Source organism: Amycolatopsis saalfeldensis (assembly GCF_900110575.1).
GTDB classification, from domain to species: domain Bacteria; phylum Actinomycetota; class Actinomycetes; order Mycobacteriales; family Pseudonocardiaceae; genus Amycolatopsis; species Amycolatopsis saalfeldensis.
Genome location: NZ_FOEF01000001.1, coordinates 668523 through 683772 on the forward strand (window position 1 = coordinate 668523; position 15250 = coordinate 683772).

Genomic DNA, 15250 nt, shown 5'->3' on the forward strand with positions numbered 1-15250 from the left:
GCGAGCTCTCAGCGCGATCTCAGCCGCGACGGCCGAGCATTCAGGGGTATCTCAGGCTCGGGAGGGAAACCTCTGAGCCGGGAGCCGGGCACACTGGGGCCCGGGAACACAGGGAGAGACACCATGGATCCGAAGAAGAAAGCGATCACCGCCGCAGTAGTCGGCACCGCGCTCGGCGTCGGGGGGCTCGTCGTCGTGGCCATGCCGGCCTCGGCGGGTGCGGCGCCGAAGCTGCCGCAGGTCAGCGCCGAAAACCTGGTCCAGTCCGTGATGACCGCGAAGCCGGGGGCCTTCGACGGCACAGTGAGCGTCAGCAACAACCTCGGCCTGCCGTCGATGGGCAACGCGATCCCGGGGGCGAGCGCGCTGAACGTCGACTCCGCGCACGTCTTCAGCGACGGCGCCGGCAAGTCGAAGATCGCGCTCGCGCAGGGCAGCTCGCAAGAGACGATCATCCACAACGGCACCACCGTCTGGGACTACAAGTCGAACAGCAACAGCGCCACCAAGACGACGATCCCGGCGGACATCGCCGCGAAGCCGGGTGCGGGTGCCGACGCCGGCAAGATGACCGATCCGGCGTCCGCGGCCACGCAGCTGCTGGCGAAGGTCCGCGAGAGCAGCACCGTCTCCGTCGACGGCACGGCCACGGTGGCCGACCGGCCGGCCTACGAGCTGGTGCTGACCCCGAAGCCGACCGAGCGCACGCTGCTGCGCGAGATCCGCGTCGCGGTCGACTCGCAGACCCGGATGCCGCTGCGGGTTTCGGTGCTGAGCAACGGAACCACCACTCCGGCGCTGGAGCTGGCGTTCTCGGGCATCGAGTTCACGCCGCAGGCGGCGAGCGAATTCGCCTTCACCCCGCCGAAGGGCGCGAAGGTGACGGAGAAGACCGCCAAGCTCGACGACCAGACCAAGGCCGAGGCCCAGCAGGCCCAGCAGGCCACCAAGGTCGTCGGCGACGGCTGGGACACCGTGCTCACGGGCAAGCTGCCGGCCGGCACCCTCGCGCCGAAGCAGCAGTCGTCCGGCTCGGCCGAAGGCCGGGGCATGGACCCGCAGAAGCTGCTCAGCCGGGTCGCCAAGCGCGTCAGCGGCACCTGGGGCAGCGGCTACCTGTTCACCACCAAGGTGGGCGGCGCGGTGCTGACCGACGACGGCCGTTACGCCGTCGGCGCGGTGCCGGAGCAGGTTCTCTACGAAGCGCTGGGCACCAAGTGACCAGCACGGTCGAGGCCGGGGCGGACACCTCTCAGGAGGCGTCCGCCCCGGCGGTCCCGCTCGCCGCGCGGACGCGGGGCCTGCGCAAGGTCTACCGCGGCACGGTCGCGGTGGACCACGTCGACCTCGACGTGCCCGAAGGCGCGGTGCTCGGCATGCTCGGCCCGAACGGCTCGGGCAAGACCACCACGATCCGGATGCTGCTCGGGCTGGTGCGCCCCACCGAGGGCGAGGTGGAGCTGCTCGGCCGGCCGATGCCGGACGGCGCGGCCCACGCGCTGCCCGACGTCGGCGCGCTCGTCGAGGGACCGGGCTTCCACCCGTTCCTTTCCGGGCGGGACAACCTGATCCGGTTCGCGGCGGCCGAGCCGCGGCTGACCTCGGCGGGCATCCCGGCCGCGGTCGACACGGCGCTGGAGCGCGTCGGCCTCACCGATGCCTCGCGGCGCCGGTACAAGGGCTATTCGCTCGGCATGAAGCAGCGGCTGGGGCTCGCGGGGGCGCTGCTCGTGCCGCGGAAGATGATCGTGCTCGACGAGCCCACGAACGGCCTCGACCCTGCTGGTACCAGGGAGATCCGCAGGATCGTGGCCGAACTGCACGCCGACGGCGTCACGGTGCTCGTCTCGTCGCACCTGCTCGCCGAGGTCGAGGCGACGTGCACGCACGTGGCGGTGCTGCAGTCCGGCAACGTCGTCGCGCAGGGGGAGCTGTCCGAGCTGCTGGAGTCGGGCAACGCGGCGCTGCTCGTGCGAACGCCCGACGCCGAGCTCGCGGTGGAGACGTTGCGGGACAACCGGATCGGGGCCCGGCTGACGCCGGACGGGGTCCGCGCGGACCTCACCGCGACGGTCGCGCCCCGGGTGCTGGAGGTGCTCGTGGGCGCGGGGGTCGCGGTCCACGAGGCCACGCGGGCGCGCACGGGCCTGGAGGACCTGTTCGCCCGGCTCACCGAAGGCGGCCCGGCGGCCGATTCCTCCGCTCCAGCTGATTCCGAGGGGGACGCATGACCACGCAGGCACTCGCGGCTCCCGCGCCGCGCCTGGGCCACGACACGGTGCCGTTGCCCAGGCTGGTCGCGGCGGAGCTGCGCTGGATCTTCCGGCGTCCGCGCACGCTGGCCGTGCTCGGGCTGCTGGCGCTGATCCCGATCGTGATCGGCGTCGGGCTCACCCTGGTGAGCCAGGGCGACGTGGGCACTGGCCCGAGCGACAGCGGCGCCGCACTGGTGGGGGCGGCGGTCAACAACGCGCTGGTGCTGCCCATCGCCGCGATGGTGATGACACTGACGCTGCTCCTGCCGCTGGCCTCGGCCATGGCCGGCGCGGACGCCATCGCGGGCGAAGCCGCCCACGGCACGTTGCGCGGCTGGCTGATCGCCCCGGTCAGCCGGGGCCGGCTGCTGGCGGTCAAGGCCTTCGGCGTCGCGACGGTCTCGGTGGTGGCGGTGCTGGCCATGTGCGTGACCGGCGTGGCCACCGGGCTGATCATCAACGGCACCGGCGGGCTGTTCACCCTGTCCGGCACCACACTGTCCCTTGTGGACGCACTGGGCCGCATCCTGCTGGCGGCGGCCTGGATCGTGCTGCAGCTGTGGGCGGTGGGCGCGGTGGCGCTGGCCGTGTCCAGCTTCACCGAGCACCCGATGCTCGTCGTGGCCTCGGTGCTGGCCGGGAACATCGTGTTCACCATCCTCGGCTTCCTGACCTCGCTGAACTGGCTGCACCCGTTCCTGCTCACGCAGAACTGGACGCTGGCCCCGGCCGAGGTGCTCCAGGATCCGATGTCGTCCACGATGCTGGGCGAAGGCGCCCTGCGCGCGGTCTGCTACATCGTGGTGGGCCTCTCGATCGCGTACGCCCGCCTCACCACGCGCGACGGCTGAGCCTTCAGCCGACGACAGCGATCCCGTCCGGGTCCAGCGTGAGCCGGACGGGATCGCCCGCGCGCAGGTCCGCCGTCACCGGCGCAACAGCGTCCACAGTGGACTCTCCAACGGAAACGACCAGCCGCACGTGCTCACGGCGGTGGACGGCGGCCCTCACCTCACCAGCGAGACCGTTTTCGTTGACGCGTAACGCATGCGGCCTCAGGCCCAGCCGCACCGGGCCTTCGGTGACCGCGGCGAGCACGACGTCGCCGAGCGGCGTGCGTACCAGCCCGCCCGCCGCGACGCCGTCGACGAACGAGGTCACGCCGAGGAACCGCGCCACGCCGTCGTCCACCGGCTGCTGCCACACGGACCGGACCGCGCCCTCCTGACGGATCTTCCCGGCGTCGAGCACGGCGACGCGGTCGGCGAGCGTGAACGCCTCTTCCTGGTCGTGCGTCACCAGCAGTGCAGTGATCTTGTTGCGCCGCAACAACTCCGCCAGATCGATGGCGAGCTGCTCACGCAGGCCGGCGTCCAATCCGGACAGTGGCTCGTCCAGCAGGAGCAGCCGCGGCTCCGGCGCCAGCGCGCGGGCGAGCGCGACGCGCTGGGCTTGGCCGCCGGACAGCTCCGTCACGCGCCGCCGTTCGAAGCCGGTGAGCCCGACCAGATCCAGCAGCGCCTTCACGCGCGCGGCGTGCTCGCGCCGTGGGACGCCGTGCATGCGCAGCCCGAAAGTGATGTTGGCGGCGACGTCGCGGTGCGGGAAGAGCTGCCCGTCCTGGAACACCAGGCCGAAGCCGCGCCGGTGCACCGGGACCGGCGCGAGGTCGGCGCCGTCCCAGCGCACCGAGCCCGAGGTCGACGGCTCCAGCCCGGTGATCGCGCGCAGCAGTGTGGACTTCCCCGAGCCGGACGGGCCGAGCAGCGCCAGCACCTCGCCGTCGGCGATGTCGAGGCGCGCGCCGCGCACCGCGGCGAATGATCCATAGTGGACGGTCAAGTCCCGAACCGAGAGCGCCATCAGAACTCCCCCACCGAACCGTGCCCGCGGACCGAGCCGAAGCGGTCGATCAGCGCGACGGCCGCCACGGTCACCACCATCAGCAGCGCGCACGCGGCGTACGCCATCTGGTTGTTCAGCTCGCCCGGCCGCCCCATCAGCGTCGCGACGGCCACCGGCAGCGTCGGCGCGTCCGGCCGGGCGAGGAAGCTCGTCGCCCCGAACTCGCCCAGCGCCACGACGAAGCCGAACCCCGCCGCCGCCACCAGCGAGCGGGCCGTGAGCGGCAGGTCGATCTCGCGCCACACGCGCGCCGGGCTCGCGCCCAGCGTCGACGCGGCCTGGCGCAGCCGGACGTCCACCGCGCGCAGCACGGGCAGCACCATCCGCACCACCAGCGGGATGATCACCAGAGCCTGTGCGAGCGGCACGAGCATCGGCGACGTCCGCAGGTCGCCGGGCAGCGCGTCGAGGGTGATGAGGTAACCGAAGCCGACCGTGACGGCGGAGACGCCCAGCGGCAGCATCAAAGCCGCGTCCATCGTCTCGCCCATGCCGCGCGCGAGCCGGCCGGGCGCGCGGCGCAGCGCGACCAGGACCACACTGGCCAGCACGCCGACGAACATCGCGAGCAGCGTGGCGTCGGTGGCCGCGGCCAGCGAGTTCTTCGCCGCCGTCCAGCCGGAGACCTGCAACGCGTCGTTCGCGCCGGTGCCCGACAGCGCGCGGTACCCGGCCAGGCTCCAGCCGTTCTCGCCGGACACCGACTCGGCCAGCAGCGCGACGATCGGGGTCATCAGCAGCGCCAGCACCACGGCGGCGGCGCCGACCGTCCACCACTCGCCACCGCGTGGCCGCCGGGCCGTGACCAGCGCGGACCGCAGCCGGACGGCGTTCTCGCGGCGCCGCCGGGCCATCGCGCCGAGCGCCAGCGCCGCCAGCACGGCCGCGAACTGGATCAGCGACAGCGCGGCCGCGCCCGAGAGGTCCAGCAGGTCGACGGTGCGCAGGTAGATCTCGGTCTCCAGCGTGCGGTACTGCCCGCCGCCGAGGATCAGGACCACGCCGAAACTGGTGGCGCAGAACAGGAAGACCACCGCGGCCGCGGACGCGACGGCCGGGCCGAGCGCGGGCAGCGTCACCGTGCGGAACGCGCGCCACGGCGACGCCCCCAGCGCCCTGGCCGCCTCCGTCGCACGCGGGTCGAGGTGCGACCACAGCCCGGCGACGGTCCGCGCGACCACGGCGACGTTGAAAAACGCGTTCGCCAGCACCAGCGGCAGCACGCCGCCGTCCGGCCAGATCGCGCGGAACGCGAGGCCGACCACCACCGTCGGCAGCACAAAGGGCACCAGCACCAGCGTGCGCGCGAGCCCGACGCCGGGCAGCCGCACGCGCGCCAGCAGGTACGCGACCGGCAGGCCGGCCAGCAGCGCGACCACAGTGGACGCCGCCGCGCTGGCCAGCGTGAACCCGGCGAGCCGCCACGTCTGAGGGTCGCCGAGCACGGTGTCGACGCCGCCCGCGGAGAAGCCGCGGCCGACGATCGCCACCACCGGCCACGCGAAGAACACCACCAGGAACGCGACGGGCAGCAGTCCGAGCAGCGCGAGCCCGGCCGTGCGGAAGGTGCGCGCCGGGGTCAGGCCCCCATGAGCGAGCGCCATGCACCGATCCACTTCTCGCGGCCGGCCTGCACCTGGTCGGCGGGCAGCGTGGCCGGGGCCGTCGGCAGCGGCGCCGCCTGCGCCCAGCCCGCGGGCAGGTCGACCCCCTGGCGCGCCGGGTAGACGTACATGTTCGCCGGCACCGTGGTCTGGAACTGCTGGGACAGCAGGAAGTCGACCACCTTCTGCGCCTGGGGCAGGTTCTTGGTCCCGGTCAGCACGCCCGCGTACTCGACCTGGCGGTAACACGTGTCGAGCAGCGCCTTCGTGCGCGGTTTGCCGTCCTGGCCGACCTCGGCGGCGGGCGAGGAGGCGTACGAGACGACGATCGGCCGCGGGCCCTTGCCCGAGGAGCCGGAGAAGTCCTTGGTGTAGGCCTCTTCCCAGCCGCTGTCGACCTTCAGGCCGTTGGCCTTGAGCTTGCTCCAGTACCCCGGCCAGCCCTGCTCGCCGAACTTCGCGATGGTGCCGAGCAGGAACGCCAGGCCGGGCGACGCGGTGGCCGGGTCCTCGGCGACGGTCAGGTCCTTGTACTTCGGGTCGGCCAGGTCGTCGTAGGTCTTCGGCTCCGGGAGGCCCTTGGCGGCGAAGTAGCCGGAGTCGACGTTCACGCAGACGTCGCCGAGGTCCACGGCGGAGAGCCGGTGCTCGGGGTCCACGGAGTAGCGCTGCGGCCCGCGGTCCGCCTCGGGGCTGGTGTAGGGCTGGAAGACGCCCTCGCCGAGCGCGCGGGAGGCGAACGTCGAGTCGACGCCGTACGCCACGTCGCCGATCGGGTTGGCCTTCGTGAGCACCAGCTTGTTGGTCAGCGCGCCGGCGTCGCCGTACTTGACGACCTTCAGCTTGAGGCCGGACTGGCGCTGGAAGGCGTCGAGCACGTCCTGGGGCGCGACGAACGAGTCGTGCGTGACGAGCGTGACCTCGGGGGTCTGCTGGGCGTCGCCGCCCGAGCCGCCGGACAACGAGCAGGCACTCGCCAGCACGGTGACCGTGGCCACCGCCAACGCCGAGCGTGCGGTCCGCGGATTCATCTGGCTGTCCTCCTGCACTGGCCGGCGAGAGGAGAACGGGCCTCCCTGCGCCGGCATGATCCGGATTCAGGTGCGAACGGTCGCGGGTCTACGGGCACCCGCCTCTCAGCCCGGCGTACCGGACTCCCGTGGCAACCGTGCAGCCTAGCCGAGACAGGATCACCATTGGGCACATGGCGAAAATCATGAACGACTCACAGGCCGACGAGGCCCTCCGAAGCTTCACCGACTGGCACCGCTCGGACGTGACGATCGAGCGCACGGCCTCACTGGCGACCTTCCCGCAGGCGATCGAGGTGGTGAACCGCGTCGCCGCCCTGGCCGAGGCCGCCGACCACCACCCGGACATCGACATCCGCTGGCGGACGCTCACTTTCCGCCTCAGCACCCATTCGGAAGGCGGCCTGACCGCGAAGGACTTCGCACTGGCCCGACAGATCGACGAGGTCCTCACAGCCCTCTGACCAGGTGTGATCTCCGATACGACGGCAACACCTGGACCGTTCTCGCGCGTCCTCCCTACGAGGTTCCAGCAACGCGGGAAGGACCAGGGGATGACTCAGGCAATCGTGGTGGGAGCCATCTCATTCGGCTTGATGATCGCGGCCGCGGGCGGTGTGCTCTGGCACACCGTGCGTAACCGCCGTGATCTCAGCCACAGGCGGTAACGTCGTCCATGATCGATGCGCTAATCCAGCGGAATATCCGGCACTCGCCCCGCTAGGACACGTCATGAACAGCGCCTCCGCCACCCTCTCCAGCACTCAGCGCGCGTGGGTCACCACCTTCGCCACAGCCGTCACCCTGCTCGCGGTTCTGGTGCTCGGCCTCATCGGCTGAGCCCGACCGCGGGCCCCGGGCAGCTCGCCGGGGCGCCGACCTAGTACGCAGGCCGCCTGGCCTCGTCGTCACGGCGAGGCCCCAGGCCGCCTCGGGACGGTAAGCACCAGTTCACCTCGGACCTCTTCTTCGTCCTGGCCGAATTGGCAAACTGGCCATCGATTTACCTCCGTTTGGCGCGTATCGCCGAAAGTCGATCTTGTCGTATGGTTCCCCCGCACGAGTGGAGGGGAGCCATTGAAGTGCGGGAAAACGAACGCGCTGCGTCAGTCGTGGAATTCTGGCGAACGCTCGAGATGTTCAGCCCACAGCGCGTCCCGTCGGTGAGTCCACCAGGGCCGTCCACGAAGCCGACCACCGTAGTCCTCGATCTGCAGGCCGGTCACCCTGCTCCTTGGTCGAAGGAGCACCCGCTTTCTGCCATCCGGCTTCGCGACAAGACCACCTGGCAATTCACGGTTTACGGCGGTCTGTACACCACCGCGAAAGTGCGGTCCGAACTGACCAGGGCATTCGGTCAGGACAACGTGCCGGCCGACGCCCGCTCTGATGAGCGGACCGCCGTGTTCGCCTGCACACTCGATGAGGATGGCGCACTCGTCGAGAATTCGCCGGTGCTCTCCAGTTGCGCATGGGCGGTCAGCAGACTTCGCTCGCCCGGTCTGGAAGACCCGTCCTGGCTGGACGGTTTCGCGCTCGAGGAATCGTCCTTCCGTAGCGGCCTGAACCGCTTGGCTCCGAATCGGAAGTCCGAACGCCCGACGCCTCTGGAAACCGTAGGGGCGGCGGTGGCCGACCACGCTCGCGGCGCCGCCCGGGACGCGGCGGCCGAAGGAGCCAAGACGACCGGCACCGCGGTGAAAGCCGTAGTCGCGACTGGGGTCTCTTCGGTCGCCGGACCGATCGTAGGCGGTATCGCCGCATCGGTGGCGGGCAAGTTCGCGGAAAAGCTGCTGACCCCATCGTCCGGTGGGAAGCCCGCGGACGACGGCGCCCCGCCGGACAACTCCCACGGCCCGCGCATCCACATGACCCGGGACACGCTGCTTGCGTTCACCGCTGAACTGGTCAAAGAGCTCGGGCTCGACGAAGCACTGGAAGCCGGTGGCGTCCGGGTCAAGTGCACCCCCGTCTCGATCACGACCGCCGAAGCCACGAGCGAGCAGAACTTCCTCAACAGTTACCTCGCCGATGACCTGGCGGAGGTAGCGGAAGTGGTACGGGCCGGCTCTCACGGCGCAGCTCTGGCAACGTACCTGACCGACGAACGTTCCATCCCGATCTCCGACAGGATCGATGTCCGCACCAGACGAGATGCCCAGCTGGCCGGCGTGGAACCGAACCTCATCCCCGGTGCCCGGTGGCCATCAGCACCCGACCGGCCGCTGGTGGTCAGCCAGCAGTTCGCAGTCAACCGCGCGATCCTCGAACTGGCGGACAGCGAAGGGCTGTTCGCCGTCAACGGCCCGCCCGGCACAGGCAAGACCACCATGCTGCGCGACCTGCTCGCCGGAATCGTGCTCGGCCGGGCCAGAAAGCTGGCCGAGCTGCGGAATCCGTTGGACGCATACACTGATGTAACCGAAACCGTGGAGCTCAGCAAGTGGTACCACCCCGGAGTCCGTCCGCTGATTCCCGAGCTGACCGGCTTCGAGATGGTAGTCGCCACCTCCGGTAACAAGGCGGCAGCCAACGTGACGAGGGAGATCCCTGGCCTCGGAGCCGTCACGGGGGCCGAGCCTGAAGCCGCGGCGGCCGACTACTTCCCCGAGTTGGCCTCCCACCTGCTTGGCCAACCGGCTTGGGGACTCGCGGCGGCGACTCTGGGAAACATGAGCCTCCGCAAGGACTTCGCCGACAAGTTCTGGTGGTCGGGAAAAGAATCGGACGACGAACCCGCAGGAATGCTGCGCATCCTCAAGGAAGCGGAACCACTCTCCCCGGAAGAGTGGCGAGCCGCCGCCGCGGCGTTCAGGAAAGCCGACGAGGAAGTACGCGATCTTGGCCGGATTCGCCAGGCTGTCGCGACGGATATCACCGAACACGCTCGCTGCCTGCGGCTCGTGCGCGACGCAGAATTACGTGTACGCCAGTCTCACGAGCACTGTGCTCAGCTCGCCGAGACGCTCCGGCAAGTCGTTGCGGCCCGCGAGAGAGCGGCGCAACTCGCGCGAGGCCTGGAACAAGTGGTGGCAAGCTGGCAGGCCCAGAAGCCAGGCTTCTGGGCCTCACTGTGCAGCATGTTCCGGCTGGGCCGCGAGTGGCGGAAACGCCATCGGACCCTCTCCGGCCAGCACTTCGAGGCCCTCCAGGAATTCAACGGTCGTCTGGTCGAAGCGACGAACCTTGCCGCCTTGACACAGGCAGCACAGGCTGAAGCCCGCCATCTGGAAGCCGGGCTCGCCCAGACGAGATCGGTGCTGGCCTCGATCGACGCGCGTATCAAGACCGCTCGCGTGCAATGGCCCGGCACCGTCCCCGCCGGTCCGGAATTCGAAGATGAGGAGGACTTCCAGCGCTGCGCGCCATGGGCCGACACCGAGTTCACGTCTGCACGCAACCGGCTCTTCTTCGCGGCTCTCGCACTCCACAAGTCCTTCCTCTTCGCCGCCATCCAGCCTGCGCGCGACAACCTGGCAGTGCTCGCCAAGGCGCTGCAGGGCAAGCAGAAACTGCTCCCTGAAACAGCACTCGCGGCTTGGCAGTCGTTGTTCCTCGTCGTACCCGTGGTCTCCACAACCTTCGCCTCGCTCCCACGGCTCTTCTCCGACCTGGGCACGAAAGCGCTCGGCTGGCTCTTCGTGGACGAGGCCGGCCAGGCCACTACGCAGCAGGCGGTCGGCGGTCTGTGGAGGTGCCGCCGTGCGGTGATCGTCGGTGACCCCCAACAGCTCGAGCCCATCGTCACGGTGCCGCTCCCTGCCCAGCACGCGCTACGCAACCGCCTCCGGGTGCATGAGCAGTGGCTACCGGAGACGACCTCAGCCCAGGGGGTGGCGGACCGCCACGCGCGTCACGGCACAGCACTGCCCAGCACGGACGGCGAGGGACAGATCTGGGTCGGAGCTCCACTTCGGGTGCATCGGCGCTGCGACCGGCCGATGTTCCAGATCTCGAACGCCATCGCGTACGGCGGGGATCTGATGATCTACGGCACTCCGGAACGAGGCGACTATCCCGGCGCGAGTTCCTGGCTCGACGTCCGTTCCGAGCGTAGCCGTGACAACTGGATCCCGGCCGAAGGAGAAGCCCTGGTACGGCTACTCGCAGAACTCAGCGCACAGGGCGTCCCACTGAGCAGCATCCGCGTGATCAGCCCGTTCCGCGACGTCGTGCGGGAATGCCCTCGCATGATCAACGGCTTCTTCGGAAGCGAAATCTTCCCTTCGGCGAACGTGGGAACGGTGCACACCGTGCAAGGCCAAGAGTCCGACGTGGTGGTCCTCGTGCTCGGTAGTGCGCCACACAAACCCGGAGCCAGGGCATGGGCCGCGTCGAAACCGAACCTGCTGAACGTCGCGGCGTCCCGGGCGAAACGCCGCTTGTACGTGATCGGCAACCGTGAGCGTTGGGCGCACCTGCGCTACTTCTCGCTGCTCGCCGCAACTCTCCCCGTGCAAGCGGAGCCACAGCCTTAGGGCCTGCCGGCCGCTCGTGCTTCTTCGGCAACACGAGCGGTCAAACGCTCCCGAGCAGGACGCCTCTCCGTCCGAGGGAACTACGACTCGAGCCGGGCCTGCAGAAACCGCTTCCTGGCCGAACTGAACCCAGCGTCGGCGCCGCCGACATCAAGTGCGAGCGTGATCTCCAGGTTCACGTTCTCCCCGGCCATGACCTTCTCATGGAGCGGATCGACCGAGTCGCGGAACTTGTAGACGAAGTCCCGCAGCTGCTCCACCGGTCGGTCCGCGTAACGCGCCGTCGACGCAAACAAGTCGTGGGCCTCGTCGTGCTCCGTGGCATACCCCCGCAGCCGGGCCGCCCAATCGAGAAACGACCCGTAGACGGCCACGAACCGGTCGGCGAGGTGCAGGATACCGTCGACGTTGCCGGGTTCGCCCGGTATCCCGAAGGCGGATTGCTGCGGCCCCGGTGCCAGCACGGCCTTGAAGGTCCGGGCGATGCTGAGCACTGTGGCCATTTCTCGCTGGACCACTGCGAGCACTTCATCAAGCGGGATGTGCGCACCGACCCGCGCAAAGCCCATCTTGTGATCGAAGTACTGCTCCTGCAGCTGCTCTGTCCCTTTCACCAGCGAATAGGCGAACAGCAGGAACTCCCAGCCCGCCGGCCGCTCGCCGACGACCACGGTCGCCTCGTACTCGTTCCTCGGCACATAGCCGTTGAACAGCCCACCGCCGCCGCTGTGCACCCCGCCAAGCTTGTACAAGATGGCGGCCGCGATCCCGCTCGGCCCTTGCTCGACGCCGTCGAGGTAGACGACGCTCTCCCGGAGGCCGTCCAGCTTCGTGGCATCCAGCTGCACGGGCAGCACGTACGCCGATTCCTGCCGGATCGCGCGCAGCAGAACGCTGCGGCGCTCAAACCGCGTCCAGGCCTTTGCCGCGTAGTGCCGTGACACGAACATGACCGCGAACCGGGAACGCTCCTCGTACACCGTGGGGAAGAACTCGGTCATGTCCTCGCCCCAGAGAGCGACCTGCTCATCCTGGTCGTAGAAGACCTTGAACCCGGCCGCCTTCACCTGCCGCACCACGTCCTCGACGAACGCCCGATCCTCGCCGGCGAAGGTTACGGCGACGTCATACTCGTACGAGCTCATCGACGACTGGCCGTGCCTACACGTTGAACCGGAACTCCACCACGTCCCCGTCCGCCATCAGGTAGTCCTTGCCCTCCATGCGAACCTTGCCCGCCGCCCGGGCGACGGACATCGAGCCCGCCTCCATGAGGTCGGTGTACGAGACGATCTCCGCCTTGATGAAGCCGCGCTCGAAGTCCGTGTGGATGACGCCCGCGGCTTGGGGGGCGGTGGCGCCCTGGGGGATCGTCCAGGCGCGGGATTCCTTCGGGCCCGCCGTGAGGTAGGTCTGCAGGCCGAGGGTGTGGAAGCCGGCGCGCGCGAGGGCGTGCAGGCCCGGCTCCGGCTGGCCCACGGACTCCAGCAGCTCGCGCACGGACTCCTCGTCGTCCAGTTCCAGCAGCTCCGCCTCGACCTTCGCGTCGAGGAAGACGGCGTCGGCCGGGGAGACGAGCTTCGCCAGCTCCTCGCGGCGCGCCTCGTCGGTCAGGATCGACTCGTCCGCGTTGAAGACGTACAGGAAGGGCTTCATGGTGAGCAGGCTCAGCTCCCGCGACGCGTCGAAGTCCACCTCCTTCTGCGCCTGGAACAACGTGCGCCCGGCGTCGAGGATTTCCTTCGCCTTCTGCGCATTGTCGAGCGCCGGCTTGTTCTCCTTTTTCGTCCGGGCTTCCTTCTCCAGCCGCGGCAGCGCCTTGTCCAGGGTCTGCAGGTCGGCGAGGATCAGCTCGGTGTTGATCGTCTCGATGTCGCTGGACGGGTCGATCCGGCCGTCCACATGGATCACGTCCGGATCGTCGAACACGCGGATGACCTGGCAGATCGCGTTGGCCTCGCGGATGTTCGCCAGGAACTTGTTGCCGAGGCCGGCGCCCTCGGACGCGCCCTTCACGATCCCGGCGATGTCCACAAAGGACACCACGGCGGGCACCGTCTTCTCCGAGCTGTACAGCTTCGCCAGCTCGTCCAGGCGCGGGTCCGGCAGCGGGACCACGCCGACGTTGGGCTCGATCGTCGCGAACGGGTAGTTCGCGGCGAGCACGTCGTTGCGGGTCAGCGCGTTGAACAGGGTGGACTTGCCGACGTTGGGCAGGCCGACGATACCGAGGGTCAGACTCACGACCGGTGAGTCTACGTGCCGGGCCCGGGGCCGGGCCGACCCGGTAACGCACCGTCGGATTTCCGCCAGTCAGGCCCGCGACCTGCTGGCATCATCGAGGACATGGCTACCACGACCGCCGCGATCTGGCGCGACACCGAGCGCTGCTACCGCGCCGTCACCGCCCGCGACCCGCGGTTCGACGGCCAGTTCATCATGGCCGTCCGCACCACCGGCATCTACTGCCGGCCGTCCTGCCCGGCGCTCACGCCGAAGGCCCAGAACGTGCGCTTCTACCCGACCTCGGCCGCCGCCCAGGCCAACGGCTACCGCGCGTGCCGCCGCTGCCTGCCCGACGCCGTACCCGGCTCACCCGACTGGAACATCCGCGCCGACCTCGCCGCGCGCGCCATGCGCCTGATCTCCGACGGCCTCGTCGAACGCGAGGGCGTGCCCGGCCTGGCGAAGCGGCTCGGCTACTCGGAACGCCAGCTCGGGCGCGTCCTGACCGCCGAGCTCGGCGCCGGGCCGCTCGCGCTCGCCCGCGCCCACCGTGCGCACTCCGCGCGGCTGCTGATCGAGATGTCCGGGCTGCCACTCACCGACGTCGCGTTCGCCGCGGGCTTCTCGAGCGTCCGGCAGTTCAACGAGACGATCCGCGAGGTGTTCGCGACAACGCCTTCACAGCTTCGCGCCGCGAGCCTGCGTCGCGGACGGCGCAAGGGCGACGAGCCCGGAGGCGCAACGCGGCTCAGCCTGCGTCTGCCGTTCCGCGCGCCGTTCGACGCCCAGGGAGTGCTTCGTTACCACGCCTCGCGGGCGATCCCGGGCGTCGAGGCCGTGACGGAGGACGAAGGCGACATCACCGGTTACGGCCGCACGCTGCGACTCCCGCACGGCGGCGGCGCGGCGTGGCTCGCCCCGCGACCGGATCACGTCCGCTGTGACCTGGGCCTGGCCGATCTGCGGGACCTGAGCAGCGCGGTCACGCGGGTCCGGCGCCTGCTGGACCTCGACGCCGACCCCGAGGCCGTCACCCGGACGCTCGGCGCGGACCCGGCGCTCGCACCGCTGGTCGCCGAGGCGCCGGGCATCCGCCTGCCCGGCGCCGTCGACGGCCCCGAGTTGCTGCTGCGGACCCTGCTCGGCCCGGCCGCCACGACGCTGGCCGCCGACCTGGGCGATCCGGTCCCGCCGGCCGACCCGCCGCTGGACCCGCTGACCACCCTGTTCCCGACACCCGCCCAGATCGCCGACGCCGGCGTGGACCCGCAGGTCAAGGCCATCGCCGCAGCGATCGCGCACGGCAGCCTCGACCCGCACGTCGGCCGTGACCCCGCCGAACTGCGAGCCGAACTGCTCGCCCACAGCGTCGACGCCCCGACCGCCGACTACGTGCTGATGCGCGTCCTCGGCGCACCCGACATACTGCTGACCGCTGACGTCTCTGTGAGCCACGGGGTAACGGCACTGGGCATCGATCTGACCGAATCGGCCCGCGGCTGGCAGCCGTGGAGTTCCTACGCTGGGATGTACCTGGCGCGCGCGGGAAAACGCGCCTGAGCACCACCTCTCAGCGCGCTTCCCAGTCCACTTCGGACACCACTCAGCTCGCCCACCACCGTGGCAGCGAACGGCAAGCCGCAAACGCCGGGACGCGAGCCCGAACGCTGCGGGCGGCTAGCGCCTGGCCGCTAGCGGCGGGCGGCTAGCGCCTGGCCGCTAGCGGCGGGCGAGCGACCGCTAGCGGCGCG

The 15250-nt window shown here is 70.1% G+C and carries 11 protein-coding genes and 1 riboswitch; of the genes, 6 read left to right on the top strand and 5 right to left on the bottom strand.

The annotated features are described in order from the left end of the window. Positions 1-123: 123 nt before the first annotated feature. From BMY97_RS03050 to BMY97_RS03060, 3 genes are read left to right on the top strand one after another with little or no spacing between them, the layout of a single operon-like run. Complete coding sequence (locus tag BMY97_RS03050; protein ID WP_091612052.1) at positions 124-1221, top strand: LolA family protein; 1098 nt, start codon at positions 124-126, stop codon at positions 1219-1221. Next, positions 1218-2231 (top strand): ABC transporter ATP-binding protein, encoded by a 1014-nt coding sequence (locus tag BMY97_RS03055; protein ID WP_091612054.1) that lies wholly within the window; start codon positions 1218-1220, stop codon positions 2229-2231. Before BMY97_RS03050 ends, BMY97_RS03055 begins: the two co-directional genes overlap by 4 nt. Continuing rightward, positions 2228-3106, top strand: coding sequence for an ABC transporter permease (locus BMY97_RS03060; RefSeq protein WP_091612056.1), 879 nt, complete (start codon positions 2228-2230; stop codon positions 3104-3106). Before BMY97_RS03055 ends, BMY97_RS03060 begins: the two co-directional genes overlap by 4 nt. A gap of 4 nt (positions 3107-3110) precedes the next feature. On the opposite strand, the gene BMY97_RS03065 is transcribed toward BMY97_RS03060, so the two are convergent. The 3 genes from BMY97_RS03065 to BMY97_RS03075 are packed head-to-tail and all read right to left on the bottom strand — an operon-like array spanning position 3111 to position 6795. Then, positions 3111-4118 carry an ABC transporter ATP-binding protein gene (locus BMY97_RS03065; protein WP_091612059.1) on the bottom strand — a complete coding sequence of 336 codons (1008 nt, stop codon included), beginning with the start codon at positions 4116-4118 and terminating at the stop codon, positions 3111-3113. Continuing rightward, positions 4118-5764, bottom strand: coding sequence for an ABC transporter permease (locus BMY97_RS03070; RefSeq protein WP_218156660.1), 1647 nt, complete (start codon positions 5762-5764; stop codon positions 4118-4120). Before BMY97_RS03070 ends, BMY97_RS03065 begins: the two co-directional genes overlap by 1 nt. Continuing rightward, positions 5740-6795, bottom strand: coding sequence for a thiamine ABC transporter substrate-binding protein (locus tag BMY97_RS03075; RefSeq protein WP_091612895.1), 1056 nt, complete (start codon positions 6793-6795; stop codon positions 5740-5742). Before BMY97_RS03075 ends, BMY97_RS03070 begins: the two co-directional genes overlap by 25 nt. 25 nt (positions 6796-6820) lie before the next feature. Next, positions 6821-6935, bottom strand: a riboswitch (TPP riboswitch). A gap of 33 nt (positions 6936-6968) precedes the next feature. On the opposite strand from BMY97_RS03075, the gene BMY97_RS03080 reads away from it, so the two are divergent. Beyond that, positions 6969-7259 carry a 4a-hydroxytetrahydrobiopterin dehydratase gene (locus tag BMY97_RS03080; RefSeq protein WP_091612062.1) on the top strand — a complete coding sequence of 97 codons (291 nt, stop codon included), beginning with the start codon at positions 6969-6971 and terminating at the stop codon, positions 7257-7259. Positions 7260-7877: 618 nt separating this feature from the next. Beyond that, on the top strand, positions 7878-11273 hold the full coding sequence (locus BMY97_RS03085) for a DEAD/DEAH box helicase (RefSeq protein WP_245787112.1): 3396 nt from the start codon (positions 7878-7880) through the stop codon (positions 11271-11273). Between the two features lie 80 nt (positions 11274-11353). Here the strand turns inward: BMY97_RS03085 and BMY97_RS03090 are convergent, their stop codons facing one another. Together BMY97_RS03090 and ychF are read right to left on the bottom strand one after the other, a co-directional pair. Beyond that, positions 11354-12418, bottom strand: a complete 1065-nt coding sequence (locus BMY97_RS03090; protein ID WP_091612066.1) for a TIR domain-containing protein — start codon at positions 12416-12418, stop codon at positions 11354-11356. A gap of 16 nt (positions 12419-12434) precedes the next feature. Further along, complete coding sequence (ychF, locus tag BMY97_RS03095; RefSeq protein ID WP_091612069.1) at positions 12435-13517, bottom strand: redox-regulated ATPase YchF; 1083 nt, start codon at positions 13515-13517, stop codon at positions 12435-12437. 102 nt (positions 13518-13619) lie between these two features. Between ychF and BMY97_RS03100 the strand changes: the two genes are divergently transcribed. Next, the gene (locus BMY97_RS03100; RefSeq protein ID WP_091612071.1) at positions 13620-15059 is read left to right on the top strand and encodes a bifunctional transcriptional activator/DNA repair enzyme AdaA; all 1440 of its coding nucleotides are present in this window, start codon (positions 13620-13622) and stop codon (positions 15057-15059) included. Positions 15060-15250: the final 191 nt, after the last annotated feature.